This is a genomic window from Spongiibacter nanhainus (assembly GCF_016132545.1).
Classification (GTDB): domain Bacteria; phylum Pseudomonadota; class Gammaproteobacteria; order Pseudomonadales; family Spongiibacteraceae; genus Spongiibacter; species Spongiibacter nanhainus.
This window is the reverse complement of sequence record NZ_CP066167.1, coordinates 3,596,641-3,617,342: the sequence shown is the minus strand read 5'-3', so window position 1 is coordinate 3,617,342 and position 20,702 is coordinate 3,596,641. Positions and strand designations below refer to the sequence as shown.

General features: G+C 56.7%; 16 protein-coding genes. 10 read left to right on the top strand and 6 right to left on the bottom strand.

Features of this window, described 5'->3' with window-relative positions; genetic code table 11:
* Positions 1 to 57: 57 nt before the first annotated feature.
* Positions 58 to 996, top strand: a complete 939-nt coding sequence (locus I6N98_RS16465) for a peptidyl-prolyl cis-trans isomerase (RefSeq protein ID WP_198569412.1) — start codon at positions 58 to 60, stop codon at positions 994 to 996.
* Complete coding sequence (locus I6N98_RS16460) at positions 993 to 2,027, top strand: HupE/UreJ family protein (protein WP_198569411.1); 1,035 nt, start codon at positions 993 to 995, stop codon at positions 2,025 to 2,027. The genes I6N98_RS16465 and I6N98_RS16460 overlap by 4 nt, the downstream gene beginning before the upstream one ends.
* Before the next feature lie 160 nt (positions 2,028 to 2,187).
* On the opposite strand, the gene I6N98_RS16455 is transcribed toward I6N98_RS16460, so the two are convergent.
* Positions 2,188 to 3,627: a M28 family peptidase gene (locus I6N98_RS16455; RefSeq protein ID WP_198569410.1), complete on the bottom strand. Its 1,440-nt coding sequence runs from the start codon at positions 3,625 to 3,627 to the stop codon at positions 2,188 to 2,190.
* Positions 3,627 to 4,901, bottom strand: coding sequence for a lipase family protein (locus I6N98_RS16450; protein ID WP_198569409.1), 1,275 nt, complete (start codon positions 4,899 to 4,901; stop codon positions 3,627 to 3,629). The genes I6N98_RS16455 and I6N98_RS16450 overlap by 1 nt, the downstream gene beginning before the upstream one ends.
* A 322-nt stretch (positions 4,902 to 5,223) precedes the next feature.
* On the opposite strand from I6N98_RS16450, the gene I6N98_RS16445 reads away from it, so the two are divergent.
* Entirely contained in the window at positions 5,224 to 6,048 is an 825-nt protein-coding gene (locus I6N98_RS16445; protein WP_198569408.1) for a helix-turn-helix domain-containing protein, read from the top strand.
* A gap of 204 nt (positions 6,049 to 6,252) precedes the next feature.
* Positions 6,253 to 7,017 (top strand): SDR family oxidoreductase, encoded by a 765-nt coding sequence (locus tag I6N98_RS16440; protein ID WP_198569407.1) that lies wholly within the window; start codon positions 6,253 to 6,255, stop codon positions 7,015 to 7,017.
* 46 nt (positions 7,018 to 7,063) lie between these two features.
* Here I6N98_RS16440 and I6N98_RS16435 read toward each other — a convergent pair whose 3' ends face one another.
* Both I6N98_RS16435 and I6N98_RS16430 read right to left on the bottom strand, forming a co-directional pair.
* The gene (locus I6N98_RS16435) at positions 7,064 to 8,620 is read right to left on the bottom strand and encodes a long-chain-fatty-acid--CoA ligase (RefSeq protein ID WP_198569406.1); all 1,557 of its coding nucleotides are present in this window, start codon (positions 8,618 to 8,620) and stop codon (positions 7,064 to 7,066) included.
* Between the two features lie 18 nt (positions 8,621 to 8,638).
* On the bottom strand, positions 8,639 to 9,646 hold the full coding sequence (locus I6N98_RS16430; protein WP_198569405.1) for an AraC family transcriptional regulator: 1,008 nt from the start codon (positions 9,644 to 9,646) through the stop codon (positions 8,639 to 8,641).
* A gap of 217 nt (positions 9,647 to 9,863) precedes the next feature.
* Here I6N98_RS16430 and I6N98_RS16425 point away from each other — a divergent pair, with 217 nt between their 5' ends.
* The 6 genes from I6N98_RS16425 (at position 9,864) to I6N98_RS16400 (ending at position 17,900) form a co-directional block, all read left to right on the top strand.
* Positions 9,864 to 11,072 (top strand): acetyl-CoA C-acetyltransferase, encoded by a 1,209-nt coding sequence (locus I6N98_RS16425; RefSeq protein WP_198569404.1) that lies wholly within the window; start codon positions 9,864 to 9,866, stop codon positions 11,070 to 11,072.
* Between the two features lie 51 nt (positions 11,073 to 11,123).
* Positions 11,124 to 13,268, top strand: a complete 2,145-nt coding sequence (locus I6N98_RS16420) for a 3-hydroxyacyl-CoA dehydrogenase NAD-binding domain-containing protein (RefSeq protein WP_198569403.1) — start codon at positions 11,124 to 11,126, stop codon at positions 13,266 to 13,268.
* Between the two features lie 157 nt (positions 13,269 to 13,425).
* Positions 13,426 to 14,598, top strand: a complete 1,173-nt coding sequence (locus I6N98_RS16415; protein WP_198569402.1) for an acyl-CoA dehydrogenase family protein — start codon at positions 13,426 to 13,428, stop codon at positions 14,596 to 14,598.
* An 11-nt stretch (positions 14,599 to 14,609) separates the two neighbouring features.
* The gene (locus I6N98_RS16410) at positions 14,610 to 15,389 is read left to right on the top strand and encodes an enoyl-CoA hydratase/isomerase family protein (protein WP_198569401.1); all 780 of its coding nucleotides are present in this window, start codon (positions 14,610 to 14,612) and stop codon (positions 15,387 to 15,389) included.
* Positions 15,390 to 15,419: 30 nt separating this feature from the next.
* Positions 15,420 to 16,346, top strand: coding sequence for a fatty acid desaturase family protein (locus I6N98_RS16405; protein WP_198569400.1), 927 nt, complete (start codon positions 15,420 to 15,422; stop codon positions 16,344 to 16,346).
* A 27-nt stretch (positions 16,347 to 16,373) separates the two neighbouring features.
* Positions 16,374 to 17,900, top strand: coding sequence for a long-chain-fatty-acid--CoA ligase (locus I6N98_RS16400; protein ID WP_198569399.1), 1,527 nt, complete (start codon positions 16,374 to 16,376; stop codon positions 17,898 to 17,900).
* Between the two features lie 61 nt (positions 17,901 to 17,961).
* On the opposite strand, the gene katG is transcribed toward I6N98_RS16400, so the two are convergent.
* Positions 17,962 to 20,145 carry a catalase/peroxidase HPI gene (gene katG, locus I6N98_RS16395; protein ID WP_198569398.1) on the bottom strand — a complete coding sequence of 728 codons (2,184 nt, stop codon included), beginning with the start codon at positions 20,143 to 20,145 and terminating at the stop codon, positions 17,962 to 17,964.
* Between the two features lie 146 nt (positions 20,146 to 20,291).
* A complete protein-coding gene (locus tag I6N98_RS16390) occupies positions 20,292 to 20,552 on the bottom strand; it encodes a LysR family transcriptional regulator (protein WP_198569397.1) in 261 nt (86 codons plus the stop codon).
* Positions 20,553 to 20,702 lie beyond the last annotated feature (150 nt).

Below are 20,702 nucleotides of genomic sequence, written 5' to 3'. Positions count from 1 at the left end.
GCCCGTCAGCCTGGTTATACTTTCCGTTTTGGATGATGGGCCACTGACGGGGGTTGGATGAAGGCATTGCTGCGTAAGCCCTTAGTGCACTTCCTGATGCTGGGCGGCTTGTTGTTTGCCGCTGATGCCTGGCTGCAATGGCGGGACTCTTACCGGATTTCTGCTCCGACTCAGGCTGACGTCGATCAGCGCCTGGCGGAGTGGGTGAAGCAAACGCGACTCCCAGTGGATGCGGCGACCCGCCAACAAGCTTACGAGGCCCAGCTGACCGATACCATCCTATTTCAGGAAGCGTTGCGCCAGCAGCTGCACCTTAGAGATCCCTTAGTTATACAGCGCTTGCTGCGTGATGCCGATTTTCTCGGCATTCCCGGCACCGACAGCGAAAAGCTGGAGCGCGCCTATCAGCTGCGCCTCTACGAGGGTGACGAAGTCATTCGCCGCCAGTTGATTAAGCGGGTTGAGGAGATCGGTCGCCATCAGTTCGGGGCTGCTGGCGAGCCCAGTGAGACCGAGCTCAAGCAGGTCTATCGCCAGCATTCCCCGCGCTGGCAGCGAGAACAGCAAATTACCCTGGAGCATATTTTCTTCAGTGCCGATCAGGGCGAAGTGCGGGCTCGCGCCCACCGAGCCAAAGCGGATCTGCAATCTGGCAATACCATCTCCGGCGACCCTTTTTTGCAGGGCTTTAAATTTATGGTAGAGACGCCGGCAGAATTGGACCGCCGCATGGGGCATGGTTTTGCCAATGCGGTATTAAAGGCCCATCAAATTACCTCGAGCAACGAAGATAGCGCAGAGCAATGGCTGGGCCCCATTCCCTCAGCCTTCGGCCAGCACCTGGTGAGAGTGCATGAGGTTCAGTCCGCTTACCAGCAGTCTTACGAGTCGGTGCGCGAAGAGGTCAAAGAACTTTGGCGGCAAGAGCGAGAGCGAGCCGCCTTGTCCGCCTATATCGAAAAGCTCAAGGCTCGCTATCAAGTGGTGAGTTTATGATGCTACGAAGCCTGCCAGTTATCGCCGCGATATTGTTTGGTGCCGTTCTCGCACTGCTAAGTTCTGCCGCGCTAGCTCATAAATTTGCTCCGGCGCTATTGGAGCTGCATCAGCAAAGCGAGCAGGACTACCTGCTGACCTGGCGAACCTCGGTAACGGATCAACGCTCCGCCATGCCAAGCTGGCCTAGCCAGTGCCATGAGCGTCGTGACGACGCCGCCAAGAAAGCGGGCGCGACTCCGCTTCAGTACCAGGGCACCGCCGTGATTCGCCAGTGGGCCCTGCACTGCAAAACCGGTTTAGCCGGAGAAACGCTGAGCTGGACACCGGGAGAAGCTGGGCAGACCGCAACGCTGGTTCGTCTTGTTACGCTGGATTCCAATGCTCCCCAAGAGACTCTGGTTATGCCGGGTGAAACCTCTTATACGGTGCCGGCGTCTCAATCTGGCAGCAATGTCGTTGTCCAGTATCTGATTCTTGGCGGCAAACATATTCTGATTGGCCTTGACCATTTATTCTTTGTCGCCGCCTTACTGTTACTGGCGGGTAACTGGCGAACCCTGCTTAAAACGGTAACGGCCTTTACTGTAGGACACAGCATCACACTGGCTTTAGTGAGTTTAAAGCTGATTCCTCAGTGGTCGGCGTTAATTGAATTTGGTATTGCACTGACGATATTGGTTTTGGCGCTGGAGTTGGCCCACCGAAAAAAAAATGCCTCTGCTTCGCTCTTGTCTCGATACCAGTGGCCGGTTGCCGGCGTGTTTGGCTTGGTGCACGGATTGGGCTTTGCCGGCGTGCTCAGTGAACTTGGGCTGCCCAAAGAGAATTTATTAAGCGCGTTATTTGCTTTCAATGTGGGTATCGAGTTGGGCCAGCTGCTGTTCGTGGCTGCGCTGGCTGGCTGCCTCTTGGCGCTGCGAAAATTGTCCTCCGCCAGCTATCGACCGGTTACCTTGACGATGGTCTATGCAATGGGCAGCGTGTCGGTGTATTGGTGTCTGAGTCGAGGGGTGCTCTTGCTTGGTTGAGCTTGACCAGCCTAATCGACGCAACCAAAAAGATTCACCCTTAAAAAAGCGCTCTGTAGAAGGGAGGGGGAAACGCGTGTGAGCGTTTTCCAGGCTGGCTATTCTTTGGATGTTACTAAGTAACTCCGCTCCATCCTATGTGCTTCACGGAGCAAGCTCGTTAAAGCGGAGATCTTATCTCATCTCGTGTCATCGGTAATACATCCAACAGAAAATCCCGGTGGGCTTTTACCGCCCGCGAAAGCTGCTCAGCGGGAATGCGATCGGCGGTATCCTCTTCAGTGTGGTAGTGCGGCGTGGCCATGGTGAGGTTGACGCTGGGCACTCCGAGTTCGCCCATGGCTCCCTCCAGATCGCCGTTTGCGGTGACCGTGGGTACGGTGGGCAGGACGACAGTAAGCGGTGTGAATTTTAGAATATGGGGCATGAATTTCCGGATCAGGGCAGGATGCGCGGTGGTGAAGAGGGCGCGTTCCTCGTCGCCGGGGCGCTCCAGCACCAGCCCCAGCATGTCGATTAGCCCGGTGGTGCTGATATGCTCTTCGCCCTTGGCGGCCAGGTGGTCGAGGTTTATAAAAAGCTCCAGCTGATCGACCCGATGTCGGTTTTCCTCCAGCCAGTGGTTGACGCCCCCGTACGGATAACCGGCGTCGTGCCCGGTGACTCCAAGAAACAGCATATCCCGCGGTCGCTCGGATTGTGGAAGCGAAGCAAAGTATTCCGCCAGCCCAATTAGCCCGGCCACGCCAGTGGCGTTGTCCAGGGCGCCGGCGAACCAAGCATCGTAGTGGGCGGTGACCAGTATGGTGCCGTCCAATTCTCCAGAGCCGGGCAGGTGGCCAATAACATCGTGCGTGGTGCCGTTGACGTGCCGGGCGTCCAGCTGCCAGGAAATCGAGCCGCCGTCCCGAGCTGCCCGGCGAAGCCGCGCCAGGTCCTGCGCTCCCAGTTGGAATGCGGGAATGGCGTTGTCGTCCAGCAAATTGCTGCCTGAACTGGTAGGGCGAATCAGGTTATCGGGGGCGTCAGAGCTGACAAACATGGCAACCGCGCCCAACTCGGCGGCCCGGTGGTAGGTATTGGGATAGGTCGCAAACACGTTGAGTAGGGCCCGCCCGGTGACGACCACGGCTTTACCGCTGATGTCCTGCGCCATCAGTTCCAGCTCAGTGCCCAGTCCCACATCAACCAGTTCGGCGGTGCCGGTGCCGCCTTTGCTTGACCACATGGGGAAGCTGTCGAGCTCCGTGGGAACGCCGTCCTCGATGAGCTGCACCTGCCAGTCGTCCAGCTGCCACTTTCGGAAGCTGTAGGGGTCGATTTCGGTCTCCAACCCGGCGTCCTCTAGCGCCCTGGCCAGCCACTCGGTGGCCAGGCGCTCTTCCGGGTAGCCCGCCCAGCGGGGTTCGTAGCTGGTCAGTTCCTGCACCCAGTTGTGCAGGCGCGCGGGGTGCATCGGCTCTGTGGGAAGCAGCACATCTCTGCTGCCGTCGTTACCGGCGCTGGCGGATTGGGATTGGCTGTCGCCGCCGCAGCCTGAGAGCAGGCTTAACAACAATGACAGCGCGAAAATACGGGGGAGTTTGAATACGGTGGTCATTAATAAAATCTCTCGATAATCCAGTCGGCGATGGAGCCTGCAGCCATATCTGCGGTGGGCGAATGGGCGGCGGGCCAACGGTAGTAGTCGACGTCGTAGCCGTTGTCGCGGTAACTGGCTACCAATTGCTCGGCATAGGGCAGGTGGGCAACCAGATCGAAAATGCCAACATCAATGCGAATGGGGACATCGAAGCGCATGGGTAAATGACGCACATCATCGGCAGCCAGGGCGCGGCGTATTTCCGCGGCAGCTTCGTCCCCTTTGGGGCCTTTAAGCTGGTTGGGAGGCAGTCCACCCCAGGATTCAGGGCGCGACAAATCCCCCAGACACAGGCGCTCTAAATCCGGCCAGAGCGCCAGCGCCCGCTCCGACAGGCCACCTTCCTCTAGCAGTAAGCGTTTGAAATCCGGGTCGACGGTTGCAATGCCGTGAGCCACCAACGCCGCCAGAGCGACGGCTTCGTTAATGCCCAAACCAGTGATGGGCAGCGCTTCGGCGATCAGCACCAGATTTTCCAATTGGGTCACCGGAGTGACAGAGACCACGCCCACCAGCGTTAGGTCGCGGGCTTCGGGATGCAAGCGGCTGCCACTGTTGAGTGCAGCGACTCCACCTTCAGAGTGTCCCGCTGCCACCCAGTAATCGCCCACTTTGTCCCAGTGGCTCGCCACCGCCGAGGCCATGTCGCGCATGGCTTGGGCCAGTGAGTCGCCGCGAAGGTAGGGGTGGGGGCCCGGCTCGCCAAGCCCTTCATAATCGGGGCGGGCAACGACCACGCCGCGGCTCAGCAGCTGGCGGGCGATCTCGTCGCCCTGCTGCATTTTCTGCAACTCGGTCGAGTCGGCTGAGGCATGGGAGGGGGCACAGGCATCGGCGACCCCTGTTGTCATATGGCCGTAGACTACTAGTGGCCATTCGCCCTGAGCGAATTGCGGCTGCTCGGGAAGCATTACCAACCCTGATGCCAGTGTTAGATTGCCGTGGACATCAACGGTGGTGTAACGCACGAACACCGTATGTGCCGCGCCCGAGAGGCGGAGGAAGTCATTGACTGGGTGGGCTTCGACCAGAGTACCAGGCTCGAAGAATTGCCAGCCTTTGGCAGAAATTGGCGGGACTTCCGCCTGAGGAGTATCGGGAATCAATGGCGGGGGGCCTTCCCGCTCGGGTTGTGTCGGTGTTGGCAAAGCATCGTTGCCAGAGATTCCGCCATCGTCGCCACCACAGGCGGCCAGCAGCAGAAACAGGCCTATCATTAGGTGCTTATTCATGGGGTCTCCTATAACGCAACTGCCTGCGGCAATGTTTAACGGGCGAGCGCCACCCGCAACGCCTACGATCTGTGTGCGATATCGGGTGTGTCGAGGGAGCGCGTTACCGCGCGGTCTTATATCCGGAGCGTATTGCTGCTTATGGCGCGACTGGGAGTCGTCGATTTGCCGCGATGTAAGGGGAGATGGCGGACGGGTGTAAGGGCTTATTCATCTTCATTATTTGTGGTCTCAGGCATCTTTTATAATGTTGCCTACCGTATCCCCTCAACGTAGTATCCCGCTAGTATGAAATGACGATCTTTGTACAAAGCTGGCGGCAATGGCTTCATCGCAAACCCATAATAACGACAAGATTGCGCACCCTGCGGAAGCGGGCGTTACCATTTATTACTGGCCGTGCAGCCTGGTGTTGCTCGCGCCGTCGCTGTTGCTGGACCGTCCCGCCAGCCCTCTTTGCGCTACCCTAAGAATTGCCTGTAACGAGCCCTACACAATTGAAGTGGAGGGTAAAACCCTCCAGACCCGCGCCTCGTTGGTGGCGCCACGCGCCGGGCGTAAACGTGTAACGGCGGTGAACAGTGATATCGCGCTGTTTTATATTCCCATCGATATGCCCGAGTATGCCGCGCTAAAGAACAAGCTCGGAGAACAGAAGATTATCGATCTGCCCTTTGATGATGTGGCGACATTTGTGCCGACTATCAGAAAAGCCATGGTCGAAACTCTGTCACGAGACGCTATTAAGGGGCTGGTCAAAGACGTGGTCAGAGCGATCGCCGGCGAAGTCGATGCTGCCAGAATGCCCTTGGACAATCGCATCGTTCGGGCCAGAGCAATACTGGATGACACCCCCCTTAACGAGGTCCGGCTGGAGTCCCTCGCCGAGCAAGTGCACCTGTCTCCGTCGCGGCTGCGAGAACTGTTTAAAAAGCAGACAGGGTTTACTATTGGTCAATATGCCCGCTGGCGTGCGGTGTGGCGCGGGGCGCTGTTGTGGCAGCGCGGGATGAAGTTTACTGATCTGGCCCTGGAGGCCGGCTTCCATGATCTGGCTCACGTTGACCGGGCATTTAATGAAGTCTTCGGTATGAATCCCTCCAAGGTAATTGATGCAGATTATGTGAGGCTGGTGAATTGCGAATAGAAGGGCGCTGTTAGTCCTAATAAGCTCATGTTCACCCAACCGAAAGAGCGTGACCGCAGCTAAGAAACGATGTTGTTGGGGGCGCGATTTAGCGGCCTGTCGCTTTCGGACCACGATTAAATAGAGCAAGAATCGGTTCGACTGAATACACCCAAATCTCTAATTTCCTCATCTCCATTAGCTTCTAATTGTTGGGGAATGAGGATGAAATTGCTTAGTGGTAAGACAGCGCTGGTCGCCGGCGCGAGTACGGGGATTGGTCGGGCAACAGCCAAGTTGTTTGCGTCGCAGGGGGCGAATGTTGTTGTGGTGGCTCGGCGGGAACCGGAGTTGCTTAGTCTTGTCGATGAGATTACGGCCTTGGGCGGGCGCGCCGGGGTATATGTGGGTGATGTGGTTGAGGAGAATGCCGCCCGGGAAATGGTTGAATATGCGGTGTCGAGTTTTGGCGGGTTGAATGTCGCGGTAAACAATGCCGGTATGCTGGGCTCGTCACTTCCGGCAGAAGAAGTGTCTTTGAATGAGTGGCTGCAGGTATTAAATACCAACCTGACCAGTGCGTTTTTGGGAGCCAAATACCAAGTGCCGGCGATGCGGAAATCCGGCGGCGGCTCGATCGTCAATGTGTCTTCATTTGTCGGCTATACCGTGGCCTTGCCGGGTATGTCGGCGTATTCTGCCAGCAAGGCGGGTATGGTGGGGTTAAGCAAAGCGCTGGCTGTAGAGTGTGCTGCTGATGGCATCCGCGTGAATGCGCTATTGCCTGGAGGTACCGATACACCGATGGGGCGGGAAGCCTCGAGTACGCCAGAGGCCATTGAATTTACCAAGAGTATTCACGCGATGAAGCGTTTGGCGCAGCCGGAGGAAGTCGCCAATTCGGCGCTCTACCTTGCTTCTGAGCTGTCGAGCTTTTCTACAGGCACAGCCCTCTTGGTAGAGGGGGGCGTGTCAATTAGCAAGACCTAGGGTGAATTGGCTCGGGGCAGGTGGACTGCCCCGAGTTTATTTACGATTAAATATTGCGCTCTTTCCCTTCCCAGTGCGGTGCACGCAGTTCCTTCTTCAGTATTTTGCCAGACGGATTGCGGGGCAGCGCCTCCATGATTTGCAGCTGGCGGGGGATTTTGTAGCCCGCCAGTTTGTCCCGGCAATAGTCGATCATCTCGTCTTCGCTCAAGCTCTGCTCGGGCTTGAGGGCGACGCAGGCCAGCGGGGCCTCACCGTATTTCTCATTGGGAATGCCCACCACGGCGACGTCGGCAATAGCAGGGTGACGGCTCAATACATTTTCGATTTCGATGGGGTAGATGTTTTCGCCACCGCTGACGATCATGTCTTTGATGCGATCCCGTAAATAGAGGAAGCCCTCTTCATCTTTAACGCCGGAGTCGCCGGTGCGTATCCAGCCGTTGATCAGTGTTTCGGCTGTGGCGCCCTCGTTGTTGTAGTACTCCAGCATATTGCTGCCACTGCGAATCCACAGCTCGCCGGTTTCGCCTGCGGGGAGTTCCTTGCCATCGGGATCGCAGATTTTGACCGCTACACCAGCTTGTGGGCGGCCACAGGATTGCAGTAGTTCGGGCTTGTCTTTCAGTGCGCGTTGGTGATCCGCCGGGGTCAGCATTACGATGCTGCCGGTGGTCTCGGTCATGCCGTAGACCTGGGCGAAGTCGCATTGGAATATCTTGAGGGCTTGCTCCAGCAGGTCGGTGGTAATCGGCGAGGCACCGTACATGATTTGCTTGAGGTGGCTAAAGTCGCGCTTGTCGAGGTCGGGCACCATGCTGATGACCGCGAGGATCATCGCCGGCACGATAAACATATGGTCGACCTTGTATTGTTCAACGTCGTTAACCAGCGCAAAGGGATCGAAGGTTTTGTGCAGTACCACTGAGCCGCCGGCCATAATGGGTAGCAACAAGGTGCCGCTGCCACCGATGTGGAAGTTGGGGGCGCTGACGAGGTCGACGGTGTCGGCGCCAGCTTTGTGGGGCGCCGAGACGGTGGAGATGGTAAACAGGGAAACCAGGTTGGCGTGGCTCAGTACGACGCCTTTGGGGTGGCCGGTAGTGCCACTGGTATAAAGTTGCAGGAAGGCTTCGGGGCCCTGATCAACGGCAGTAAAGCTTTTGCCGCTGGCATTGCTTAGCCACTCATCCCAGCTCAACGCCGCGCGCTCGGTATGCGCGATGCAGCGGGGGGCTTCATCGTCGCTATCTAAAAGCGACAGCAGCAGTGGCTCCAGCTCGGTGTCGGGGTTCAGCAGCAGGTGAACTTGGGCATCGGCCAATACATAGGCGATTTCAGCGGGGGCAAGGCGGTAGTTCAGCGGTACGGCTACCGCACCGAGTTGGCTGCAGGCCATCAAAAACGCCAGGTATTCCGGGCAGTTCTGGCAGAGGATGGCCACGCGGTGTCCGGCCTGGACGCCCTCTGCGGCCAGCCCGGCCGCGATGGTGCGGGCCATGTCGCCCACGGTGCCGTAACTGAGCTTCTCGCCATTAAAGATCAGGCAGCAGTCGTCGGGTCGCTGGGTGGCGTGGTAGTCGAAAAGCTCGTGCACTTGCATAGTATTACTCCCTAAACGTTATTGATTGTCTTGTCGGTAATTATTGGGTGTACTGCCTGTCCATCGCTTGAATGACCGTATAAACGCGCTGGGTTCCGAGAAGCCCAGTCGATAGGCGATGCCTTTTACATCCTGTTCGGTTTCCGACAGTAAACTAATTGCCAAGTCGCGAAGCAATTCGTTTTTAATTTGTCGGTAGTCACAACCCTCGTTGGCCAAGCGCCGCCGCAGTGTCTGAGGTGCGATATTTAATGACGCCGCGACCTGCTCGTAACTGGGTAAATGCGGCAGCGCATTTTTTAAATAGCGCCGAATCTGTTCTGTGTAACTGCTGTCGCGGCTGGGGATCTGCAAGAACTCATAGGGGATACGGGTGAGGTAGTCCTCCAGTTCGACCCGTTCTCGCAGAATCGGCAGCCCCAGCATGCGCCGTTCAAAAATAATCTCTGCGTTGCCCTGGTTAAAGCGCGGCTCGCAGTGGAATAAATGGTGGTACTCCCCCACGTGTTCCGGTTCCGGGTAGGGCAAGTTCACCCTCAACAGCGGAATCGGTGTTCCGGTCAACCAGCAAAAAAAGCGGTGGTTGACCATCAGGTGATGCTCACACACCCAAGGTGTCATCTCGAAGCCCGGTTCAGCCTCCATCCGATAAAACGCAAAGTTGTCGCGCTGGTGCAGAGAGAGCTGGAAGCCGGAGTCAAACAGGTTGTAAAACTCCACGTTGCGGCTCACGCCCTGCAACAGCGTGTCGGCGTCCCGCGTATAACGAGCCATAGTATGTACGACGCCCGGCTTGAGCCGGTTTTGATAGTGGCCCATGGCCACGTCCTGGGTGGCGTCGGTGACCACTTGGCTCAAACGGGCGAACTGGGCGGGCGTAACCCGGGAGCGCCCGCCGTGCAGGGCGGATCCCGGGATGTCGCACCGCTGTAACAATCGGCCCTTTTCTTCGGCGCTTAGTGGCGCCTTCTCCAAGATCGATTTAACGAATACGGCACTGATTGTGCGCTGCTCTCTCAAGGCCATTCTATTGCCTCTGGCGTCATTGTTGTCCCCTGGCGCCAGCCGGCGTCTATGGACTAAAGGTCGATTTTAAGTTGTAACAAAATGTCTATCGCCTGTCACGACAGATCATTGAGGAATGTAACGGCTGAAACCATGCTGTACGCCGTCAATAACACGGTGGCCGCCCTGTGATCGGCAATTGCCACCCTTTCACCCTTCATCAACACGGGATAGAACTATGAGCAATAGCGCGTTTATTTACGACGCCGTGCGCACTCCGCGCTCCAAAGGCAAACTGGGTGCCGCCCTGAGTGAAGTTAAACCGGTGGACCTGCTGGCCGGCCTGTTGAACGGCCTTCGCGACCGCCACGACCTGAACACTGCCCTCGTCGACGACGTAGTGATGGGCTGTGTGATGCCGGTGGGTGAGCAAGGTGGTTGTTTGCCCAAAACCGCAGTGATGAAGGCGGGTTGGGATCAGTCCGTGGCTGGCGTTCAGTTGGATCGTTTCTGTGCCTCTGGCTTGGAAGCCGTCAACCTGGCGGCCATGAAAATTGCCTCCGGTTGGGAAGACCTGGTAGTTGCCGGTGGTGTGGAAAGCATGTCCCGCGTACCCATGGGCAGTAACGGTGGTGCCTGGGGCGAAGATCCACAAACCGCCTTCGACACTGGCTTTATTCCCCAAGGCGTCAGCGCCGACCTGATCGCCACGCTGGAAGGCTACAGCCGTCAGCAGCTGGACGAGTTTGCTGTGCGCTCTCAAGACAATGCCTCAGCGGCCCGTGAAGCCGGTTACTTCGACAAGTCTGTACTGCCTGTTAAAGACTTGAACGGCTTCACTATTCTTGAGAAAGACGACTTCATCAAGCCCGGCACCACCGTCGAGTCTCTGGCAGGCCTTAAGCCTTCCTTCGCGATGATGGGCGGTTTTGGTTTTGACGACATCGCCATCAGCAAGTACCCCCAGGCAGCCAAAATCAATCACGTTCACCACGCCGGTAACTCTTCAGGCGTTGTCGATGGCGCGTCGGCGGTATTGGTGGGCAGCAAGGCCGCAGGCGAGAAAATCGGCCTCAAGCCCCGCGCCCGGGTTGTGGCAACAGCGGTAACCAGCACTGAGCCCACCATCATGCTGACCGGCCCCGGACCGGCCACCTTTAAGGTGCTGGAAAAAGCCGGCATGACCATTGATCAAATCGATCTGGTGGAAATCAACGAAGCCTTCGCCTCAGTGGCACTGCGCTTCCAGCAGGACACCCAGTTCCCCTGGGAAAAAATCAACGTCAATGGCGGCGCCATCGCCATGGGTCACCCGCTGGGTGCCACCGGCGGTATGCTGATCGGCACCATTCTGGATGAGCTGGAGCGCCGCGACCTGAAAACCGGTCTGGTCACGCTCTGCGTGGGTGGCGGTATGGGTATCGCGACCATCATCGAGCGCGTGTAAGCCATCGCTTAACTGAACACAGTCCACTGAATTTGACGAATAGGTAATCCCATGACTGGAACATTTAACTACGAGAAAGACGCCGACAACATCGTCACCGTGACCATGGACATGACCGGTCCGGTTAACGCGATGAACGAAGAGTACGTAAAGCTGATGGGTGAGACGGTTGATCGCCTGGAAGCGGAAAAAGACAGCATCGCTGGTGTGGTGCTGACTTCGGCCAAGAGCACGTTCTTTGCCGGTGGCGACATCAAAAGCATGCTCACCATCGAAACCAAAGAAGATGTGCAAAACATGTTCGATATGAACTTGTTAATCAAAAGCCAAATTCGCCGTCTGGAAAAGCTCGGCAAGCCGGTCGTCGCCGCCATTAATGGCGCGGCGCTGGGTGGCGGCTACGAAATCTGCTTGGCCTGTCACCACCGCGTAGCGCTGGACAGCAAAGCGGTTCAGGTTGGTCTGCCCGAAGTGAGCCTGGGTCTGTTGCCTGGCGGTGGCGGTATTGTTCGCCTGGTGAACAAGCTGGGCGCCGAGCGCGCGGTGATGCCGTTGCTGGAAGGCACTCGCTTCAATGCTCAGAAAGCCCTGAAAAGCGAGCTGGTCGAAGAACTGGCTACCGACGCCGACGACATGATGGCGAAAGCCAAGGCCTGGATCAAAGCCAACCCGGAAGCCTGCAACCCCTGGGATGTGAAAGGTTACAAAATCCCCGGCGGCAACATTACCCGTCCCAATATCTCTCAGCTGATCCAGGGCGCCAACCCCATGTTGTTCCAGAAGACTCGCGGCCTGATTCCCGCTGCAGTCAAAATTCTGGACGTGGTGAGCTCTGCGCTGCGCGTTGATTTCGACACCGCGCAAATCATGGAAACCCGTGCCTTTGCCAGCTTGCTGACTGAGCCTACGGCCAAAAACCTGATGACCTTCTTCCTGCAAATGAACCAGGTCAACGGCGGTGGCAGTCGTCCCAAGGGCATCGAGAAGTCCAAAGTCAAAAAGGTGGGCGTACTGGGTGCCGGCATGATGGGGCAGGGCATTGCCTATGTTTCCGCCATGGCAGGCATCGAAGTGGTCCTCAAGGACATCAGCCAGGACGCTGCCGACAAAGGTAAAGCCTACACGGAAGGCCTGCTGAAGAAGCGTATTGAAAAAGGCCGCATGACCGAAGAGAAGGCTGCCGGCGTACTGGGCCTGATCAACGCCACTGCCGACGCCGATGCGCTGGAAGGTTGCGACCTGATCATCGAAGCGGTATTCGAGAACGTCGATCTCAAGCACAACATCACCAAAGAGCTGGAACCCAAACTGGCAGAAAACGGCGTGTGGGGGTCAAACACCTCGACGCTGCCCATCACCCTGCTGGCAGAGCCCTCAGTGAAGCCCGAGAACTTTATCGGTATTCACTTCTTCTCGCCGGTGGACAAAATGCCGCTGGTGGAAATCATTGTCGGTGAGAAAACCTCCGACGAGACATTGGCTCGGGCATTCGACTACTCCCAGCAAATCAAGAAGACGCCCATCGTGGTTAATGACTCTCGCGGCTTCTTTACCTCGCGGGTGTTCTCTACCTACATCGATGAAGGCGGCCTGCTGATCGAAGAAGGCCTGGACCCGATCGTGATTGAAAACCTCGGTCGCGCGATTGGCATGCCGGTGGGTCCTCTGGCGGTGCAGGACGAAGTCAGCCAGCAGCTGACCGTAAAGGCCAATGAAACCAACAAAGAATTGGACGAGCGCCTGGGCCACGAGTTTGCCAAGGACAATGCCGGCTACCGCTTGGCCAAGAAGATGATGGAAAACGACCGGGCTGGTCGCTTCCACGGTGGTGGTTACTACGAGTACCCGAAAGATGGCGAAAAGTATATCTGGCCGGAAGTGTACAACTGGTATTACAACAAAGACGTCAGCCTGCCGGTGCAGGATATTAAAGACCGTCTGTTGTTCCGCCAGATCATTGAGTCGCTGCGCTGCTTTGAAGAGGGCGTGATGAACAACGTCGCCGATTCCAATATCGGTTCGGTCATGGGTATAGGCTTCCCGCCCCACACCGGCGGTGTCTTCCAGTTCATCAACACCTACGGCGTGAAGGCCTTTGCCGAACGCCTGCAAGAGCTGACAGAGAAATACGGCGAGCGCTTTACTCCAACTCAGATGCTGTTGGACAAAGCGGAAAAGGGCGAGCTGTTCATGTAAGCCCTGAGGCAGGAGGCGGCCTTGCCGACCTCCTGCCCAAACCACTATTACAAGCTAACACGAACCGACTCTGGCTCTTTGCAACAGTGCTCAATGGTAGCCAAAGAGCGGGCCAAGTCTCACTGACAGATTTATAGAATATTAGAGAGGTGCAGCCATGCTGCCACGCAATTTTACCGAAGACCAAATCATGTTCCGGGACGCCTACCGCAAGTTCCTGGAAAAAGAAGTGGCTCCCAATGTCGAGCGTTGGAGAGAGCAGGGCATTGTCGATCGCGAGATCTATACCAAAGCCGGTGAAATGGGCTTTTTGATGGTGTGGCCGGAAGAAAAATACGGCGGCATGGGCGACGAAGACTTCCGCTTTGAGCAGATTATTATCGAAGAGACTGCCAACGTCTACGCCGGCGACTGGACCAATACCCTGCACAGCCGCTTGGTGGGCCCTTACCTGACTCGCTTTGGTAATGAAGAGCAAAAAGATCGCTTCCTGCCAAAGTGCGTTAGCGGTGAGTGCATTCTGGCAGTGGCCATGACCGAGCCCGATGCCGGTTCGGATCTGGCAGGTATGAAGGCCACTGCCAAGGATATGGGCGACCACTGGGTACTGAACGGCTCCAAGACCTATATCAGTAACGGCATCAATGCCGACCTGGTTGTGGTTGCCGCAAAAACCGACCCGGAAAATAACCCTCACGCGGTAGGCCTGTTCCTGGTTGAGCGCGGTATGGAAGGTTTTGAGCGTGGCCGCAACCTGAAGAAAATGGGTATGAAAGCCCAGGACACCGCCGAAATGTTCTTTAACGACGTGCAGGTGCCTAAAGAGAACGTGCTGGGCGATCCCAGCAAAGGCTTTATCTACCTGATGCAGGGTTTGGCGGAAGAGCGTTTGATCGGCGCTTGTGGTTTTATCGCCGCCGCCCAAAAAGCCTTTGAAGTGACTCGTGAATTTGTTATGGAGCGCAAAGTGTTCGGCAAGCCGCTGTCGGCAATGCAGAATACCCAGTTTAAACTGGCCGAGCTGCGTACAGAGATCGATGTTGCCCAAGCCCACGTCGATGCCTGTGTGGCGGCCTTCAATGACGGTAAGCTCACTGCCGAAGACGCCGCTAAAGCCAAGCTTTATACCAGCGAAGTACTGGGCCGCATGGTTGACGAAGGCGTTCAGTTGCACGGTGGTGCGGGCTATATGGACGAGTATCCGATTTCCCGCATGTACACCGATGCGCGGATTACCCGCATCTTTGCCGGTACTTCCGAGATTATGAAGCTGATTGTGTCTCGTGAAGTATTCTCTGAGGGCTTCACGCCCTACATCGACCGCAGTTAAGGGAGCGCACTATGAGCTACGAATGTTTGAGCTATAACGTCGACGGTGCGGTTGCTCACATTAAATTGAACCGCCCTTCAACTTTAAACTCCTTCAACACCCAGTTGCGCGCCGAGTTGTTGAGCGCGCTGACTGAGGCGGATGACAATGCAGATGTCCGTGCTGTGGTACTGGGTGCCGAGGGCAAAATGTTCTCCTCCGGCGCTGACCTGGCGGAAGGCCTGGGCAATGCGTCGTCTATCGAGGAGCAAATCCTCCAGGAATACGCCCCGGCTCTCGAGAAAATCGGCAATCTGGGCAAGCCTGTTATCGCTGCTGTTCCCGGCGGTATGGCGGGTATTGGTGCCGCCTTCGCGATGGCTTGTGACTTAATGGTGATGGCCGACAACGGTTACATGCTGTTGGCCTTTACCAATATTGCCCTGGTGCCAGATGGCGGCGCCAGCTGGCTGTTGCTGCGTCACTTGGGTTACCAGCGCGCCTTCCAGGTTATCGTCGAGGGTGGCCGTATGTCTGCCCACGAGTGTGTGGAAGCGGGCATTGCCAATAAGCTAGTACCGGCTGAGGAAGTCGAGAGCGCGGCTCTGCAGTGGGCGCAGAATCTGTCTGAGCGGGCGCCGATAGCGCTGCGCAATGCCAAGAAACTGTTACGCGACGCAGCAGACCAGAGTTACATGGAAACCGTCGCGGCGGAAGCCAAAGTGCAGAATACCTGCATTGCCACCGCCGATGCCCAGGAAGCTGTACGCGCCTTTATGGAAAAACGCCCCGCGGTGTTTAAGGGTAAGTAAGCGCGCTTCGGTTCAGAGGATATACGCGAGATGCATAAACTCCCTTTGACCCTTGCCCACCTGGACGATGCGCAAAGGAAAGAGCTGAAACGCCTGACATCGCGCCCGGTGATTTCCTGGCCAACCGTGGTGCAATGGGTTGTAGTGGTCGGCATTACGCTGGCCAACTACACCATGGCGGTCATGGCGCTGTACCCGCTTTGGGTCGGCACTATTATCAATACCGTCATGGGCTACATGGGTTTTAGCATCCTCCATGATGCCATTCACCGGAGTATCTCCAAGAACGTCAAGGTCAATGATTGGCTAGGTCAGTCCGCCGCGTTTCTAGGGTCTCCCTATGTCAATCTGAAGCTGTTTCGCTGGGGGCATAGCCTGCACCACCGCTTTACCAACAGCGAGAAGGATCCGGATATGGTCTTTAAAGGGCCGGTCTGGAGCTTGCCGCTGCGATGGATGCTGATTGATTTGGCTTATTTCCGTCACGCGATACGTCACGGTGATAAGGTATCCACGCCCGAGCTGCGTAAAACCCTGTATATGGCAATGCTGACGGTTTGCCTGTTTGCGCTGTTGATTTACTGGGGTTACGGGTGGCATATTTTCTGGCTGTGGTTTGTGCCGTCGCGCTTGATATTTTTGTTGTTGGGATACAGCTTTTTTTGGTTGCCCCATGTGCCCCACGATACGGTACAGGCCGATAACTTTACCCGCGCGACCGCTATTCGCGCTGGTTGGGAGTGGTTGATGAGTCCGCTGTTTCAGTGGCAGAACTATCACCTGATCCACCATATGTACCCGTCGACACCGTTCTACAACAACCGCCGTGTATGGCAGTTATTGGAACCGGAATTGCGCCAGTACGATCTGGCGGTGCAGCACAACTTCGCCATCCAGCCGACGATATACCCGGCGGGGACCTGGCAGAGTGAGGAGCCTACCGCCGCTGTAAGTTAGCCCCTGCTTTTTAGAAGGAGAATAAAAATGCTGAACAATCTCACTGACTATATTGCTTTTCATGCCCGGACTCGTCCGGGTTTTTTGTTTGCCCGGGACGAGGTTCTGGATCTTGACTACGCCGCGGCCTGGCAGCGGGCTCGCCAGATCGGTGCCAGGCTGAGCGCTGAGGGTTTAGGCTTTGAAGATCGGGTGGGCATTTTAGGTAAAAACGGCGTGGATAATCTGTTGTTGTTCCTGGGATGCGCCACAGTAGGCGTGGTACCGGTGGCCATCAATTATCGCCTTACCGGTACCGAAATTGCCCAGATTGCCGGCGATGCTGAGATCAAAGCGCTGTTCCACGATGCCGAGTTTAGCGAGCTGTTGAGCAAGCCTCTTGAGGCGTTGCCGCGGGTCTGCACTTTTGGAGATTTGAGCGGTGTGCCGGGTATGGATGAGTGGCTGGCTGACGCCGAGCCAGTTGAGCCACGTCAAAACGATGCCGGTGATGTGCTGGTACAGATGTATACCAGCGGGACCACCGGTGTGCCCAAGGGGGCATTGTTGACCCATGGTGGCTTGGTGACCAATGCCTTTCAGGCCGCGGTGAGTCACGGTTATCCGGTGCGAGCGGGTGATAAGGGTCTGATGATTGCCCCTAGTTTCCATGCGGTTGGCCTGGCCGGTTCACTGTGGACGCTGATGTTTGGCGGCGGCATTGTGATTCATCGGGATTTCAACCCCCAGGCCATGGTGGAGACCATTGCCGCCGACGGGATCGTCGCCATGGCGGCGGTGCCAGTGATGTTGCAATTTGCTCTCATGGTGCCCGATCTGGACAAGTACGACTTCTCGTCCTTGAAGTTGATTTCTTACGGCGGTTCACCTCTGGCACCGAGCCTGCTCAAACAGTGTGTCGAGGTGTTTGGCTGTGACTTCGCCCAGGGCTATGGCCAGACTGAGGCAACTACGGCGATTACTTTCTTGACGCCGGCAGATCACCATCGCGCCATGGAGGAAAAACCCGAGCTGCTAACATCCTGTGGTAAGCCGGTGATTGAGACGGAGCTGAAAATTATCGGCGATAACGGCGAGGAGCTGCCCGCTGGCGAGGTTGGGGAAATCCTGGTGCGCGGCCCGCAATTGATGAAGGGATACTGGAAGCGGGAAGAAGCCACAGCATCGACTTTGAAGGATGGCTGGTTACACACCGGTGACGCTGGCCTTATTGATGACGAGGGTTACCTCTACATCAAAGACCGGGTGAAAGACATGATCATCTCCGGCGGTGAAAATGTGTACCCCGCCGAGCTGGAAAAGGTATTGCTGGCCCACCCCGATATTGCCGATGCCGCGGTGATCGGTGTTGCCGATGACAAGTGGGGCGAAGTACCGTTGGCCGTATTGGTAGCTCAGGATGGCAAAGAGCTCGACATAGAAAGCCTCACAGCATTCTGCAAAGACAAGCTGGCCGGTTTTAAAATCCCTAAAAAGCTGGCTTATGTCGATATGTTGCCCCGCAACCCTTCCGGTAAAATCCTGAAAAAGGTACTGCGCGAACAGTTTGCTTAACTGTCTGCGCCGTCAATGAAAAACCGCCGTGCCTATAAGGCCACGGCGGTTTTTTTTACCCTTATCTCAAGTCAAAACGGTCTGCATTCATTACCTTGGTCCAGGCCTTGGCAAAGTCGCGGACAAATTTCTCTTTGGCGTCGTCCTGGGCGTACACCTCGGCGTAGGAACGCAAGATTGAATTGGAGCCAAACACCAGATCGACCCGGGTGGCGGTCCATTTCACATCGCCGCTGCTGCGGTCGCGGACCTCGTAGAGGCCGTCACCCGTCGGTGCCCAACTGTTGTCCATATCCACCAGGTTGACGAAGAAGTCGTTGCTGAGTACGCCCTCCCGGTCGGTAAATACGCCGTGCTTGCTGCCGCCATGGTTGGTGCCCAGCACTCGCATGCCGCCCACCAGTACCGTCATTTCCGGCGCGGTCAGGCCCATCAGTTGGGTGCGATCCAGCATCAGTTTCTCGGCGGGGACCGCGTAGTCTTTCTTAAGCCAATTGCGGTACGCGTCATGGATGGGCTCCAGCACCGCAAAGGAATCGACATCCGTCATTTCGTCAGTGGCATCGCCGCGACCCGGTGCAAATTCAACATTCACTTTGACGCCGGCCTCGGCAGCCGCTTTTTCAACGGCGGCCGTGCCACCCAGCACGATCAAATCAGCCAGGCTGACCGGTTTGCTGAGCGAACCTTGGATTCCCTCCAGTGTGCGCAAGACTTTTTGCAGCCGCTCAGGCTCGTTGCCCTCCCAGTCTTTTTGTGGCGCAAGGCGGATACGGGCGCCGTTGGCGCCGCCCCGGCAGTCGGATCCGCGGAAGGTACGGGCGCTGTCCCAGGCAGTAGCAACCAGTTCGCTGACGCTCAGGCCGCTATCGAGAATCTGGGATTTGATGGCATCTATCTCTGACTCGCTGAGGCTGTAGTCCACAGCGGGGACAGGGTCCTGCCAAATCAGATCTTCTGTCGGCACATCTGGGCCCAGATAGCGGCTTTTGGGGCCCAGGTCGCGGTGGGTCAGTTTGAACCAAGCGCGGGCGAAAACCTCAGAGAAGTAATCGGGGTCCTTGTAAAAGCGCTCGGAAATCTTCCGGTAGGCCGGATCCATTTTCATGGCCATATCCGCGTCGGTCATGATGGGGTTGTAGCGAATTGATGGATCCTCGACATCGACGGGTTTGTCTTCCTCTTTGATATCGATGGGCTCCCACTGCCACGCGCCGGCGGGGCTTTTCTTTAACTCCCACTCGTAGTTGAGCAGCAGTGAGAAGTAGCCGTTATCCCACTGGGTGGGGTTGGTGGTCCAGGCACCTTCGATGCCACTGGTGATGGTGTCGCGGCCAAAGCCTTTGCCCTGGGGGTTGCGCCAGCCCAGGCCCTGCTCGGCAATGTCGGCGCCCTCGGGGTCTGCTTCAAGCTTTTCTGCATCGCCATTGCCGTGGCACTTACCCACGGTGTGACCGCCGGCGGTAAGGGCGACAGTCTCTTCATCGTCCATGGCCATGCGGGCAAAAGTGAGGCGCACATCCTCAGCTGTTTTCAGGGGATCGGGGTTGCCGTCCACACCCTCGGGGTTGACGTAGATCAGGCCCATTTGCACTGCGGCCAGGGGGTTGTCCAGGGCGTCCCGCTCGCTGTCTTTCATGCGGTCGGGGTTTTTGCCCAGCCACTCCTGCTCTGAGCCCCAGTCAATGTCCTTTTCCGGGTGCCAGATATCGGCCCGGCCACCAGCGAAGCCGAAGGTCTTCAGGCCCATGGACTCATAGGCCATATTGCCAGCCAGAATAATCAGGTCGGCCCAGGACAACTTGTTGCCGTACTTTTTCTTGATGGGCCACAACAGACGACGAGCTTTGTCGAGGTTGACGTTGTCGGGCCAGCTATTGATAGGAGCGAAGCGCTGATTGCCCGTGCCGCCACCGCCGCGGCCGTCAGCGATCCGGTAGGTGCCGGCGGCGTGCCAGGCCATACGAATCATCAGCCCACCGTAGTGACCCCAGTCTGCGGGCCACCAATCCTGACTGTCGGTCATCAACGCCTTGAGGTCGTTCTTTACCGCTTCCAAGTCCAGCTTTTTGAATTCTTCAGCGTAGTCGAAGCCTTCCCCCATAGGATCGGTTTTACTGTCGTGCTGATGGAGAATGTCGAGATTCAGTGCGTTGGGCCACCAATCCATATTGGACGTCCCCACACTGGTTTTGCCACCGTGCATGACGGGACACTTCCCGGCTGTGGATTTTGTCTCATTCATCGTAACGCTCCTGTCTATTATCGGGGTTATAGTGCTACTTGTGCTTAATAGTGTTGTAGGACTCGGTGCTTGGGCTTTTTTCAACCTAATTAAGGTAGCAAAAAGCCCGCTGTTGGCAATCGTGCTTTGACAAGTTCAAATATAGATTAGGCGTCCATCCTTGCCAGTCTATTGATATCCCTCAAGCTTTCGACTACCTGGCGCATCAATGGCAGAAGGTCTTTGCCTCGGTCGCTCAGCGTGACCGGGTCGGCCCGACTGACAAACAGCTTAGTGCCTAAGTAGGACTCCAGTTTGCTGATTTGATGGCTGATGGTCCCTGTTGTGGCGTTGCACTTGGCTGCAGCCAACTTCATCGACCCTGTATCCGCTAAGCTGACAATGTATTCGATAGTCCGACAATTCATACGTTAGCCTCCGAGTCACACGATCAAGCTCGCCTTGCTCTTGCTCAACGTCAGTACACCACTCTGGTTGTTGTTTTCATAATCGATTTATATTTGGTTTTCGATTGCTAAAACCTATTGTTGTTTTGGTGGACTTGTGGGGGCTTGAAG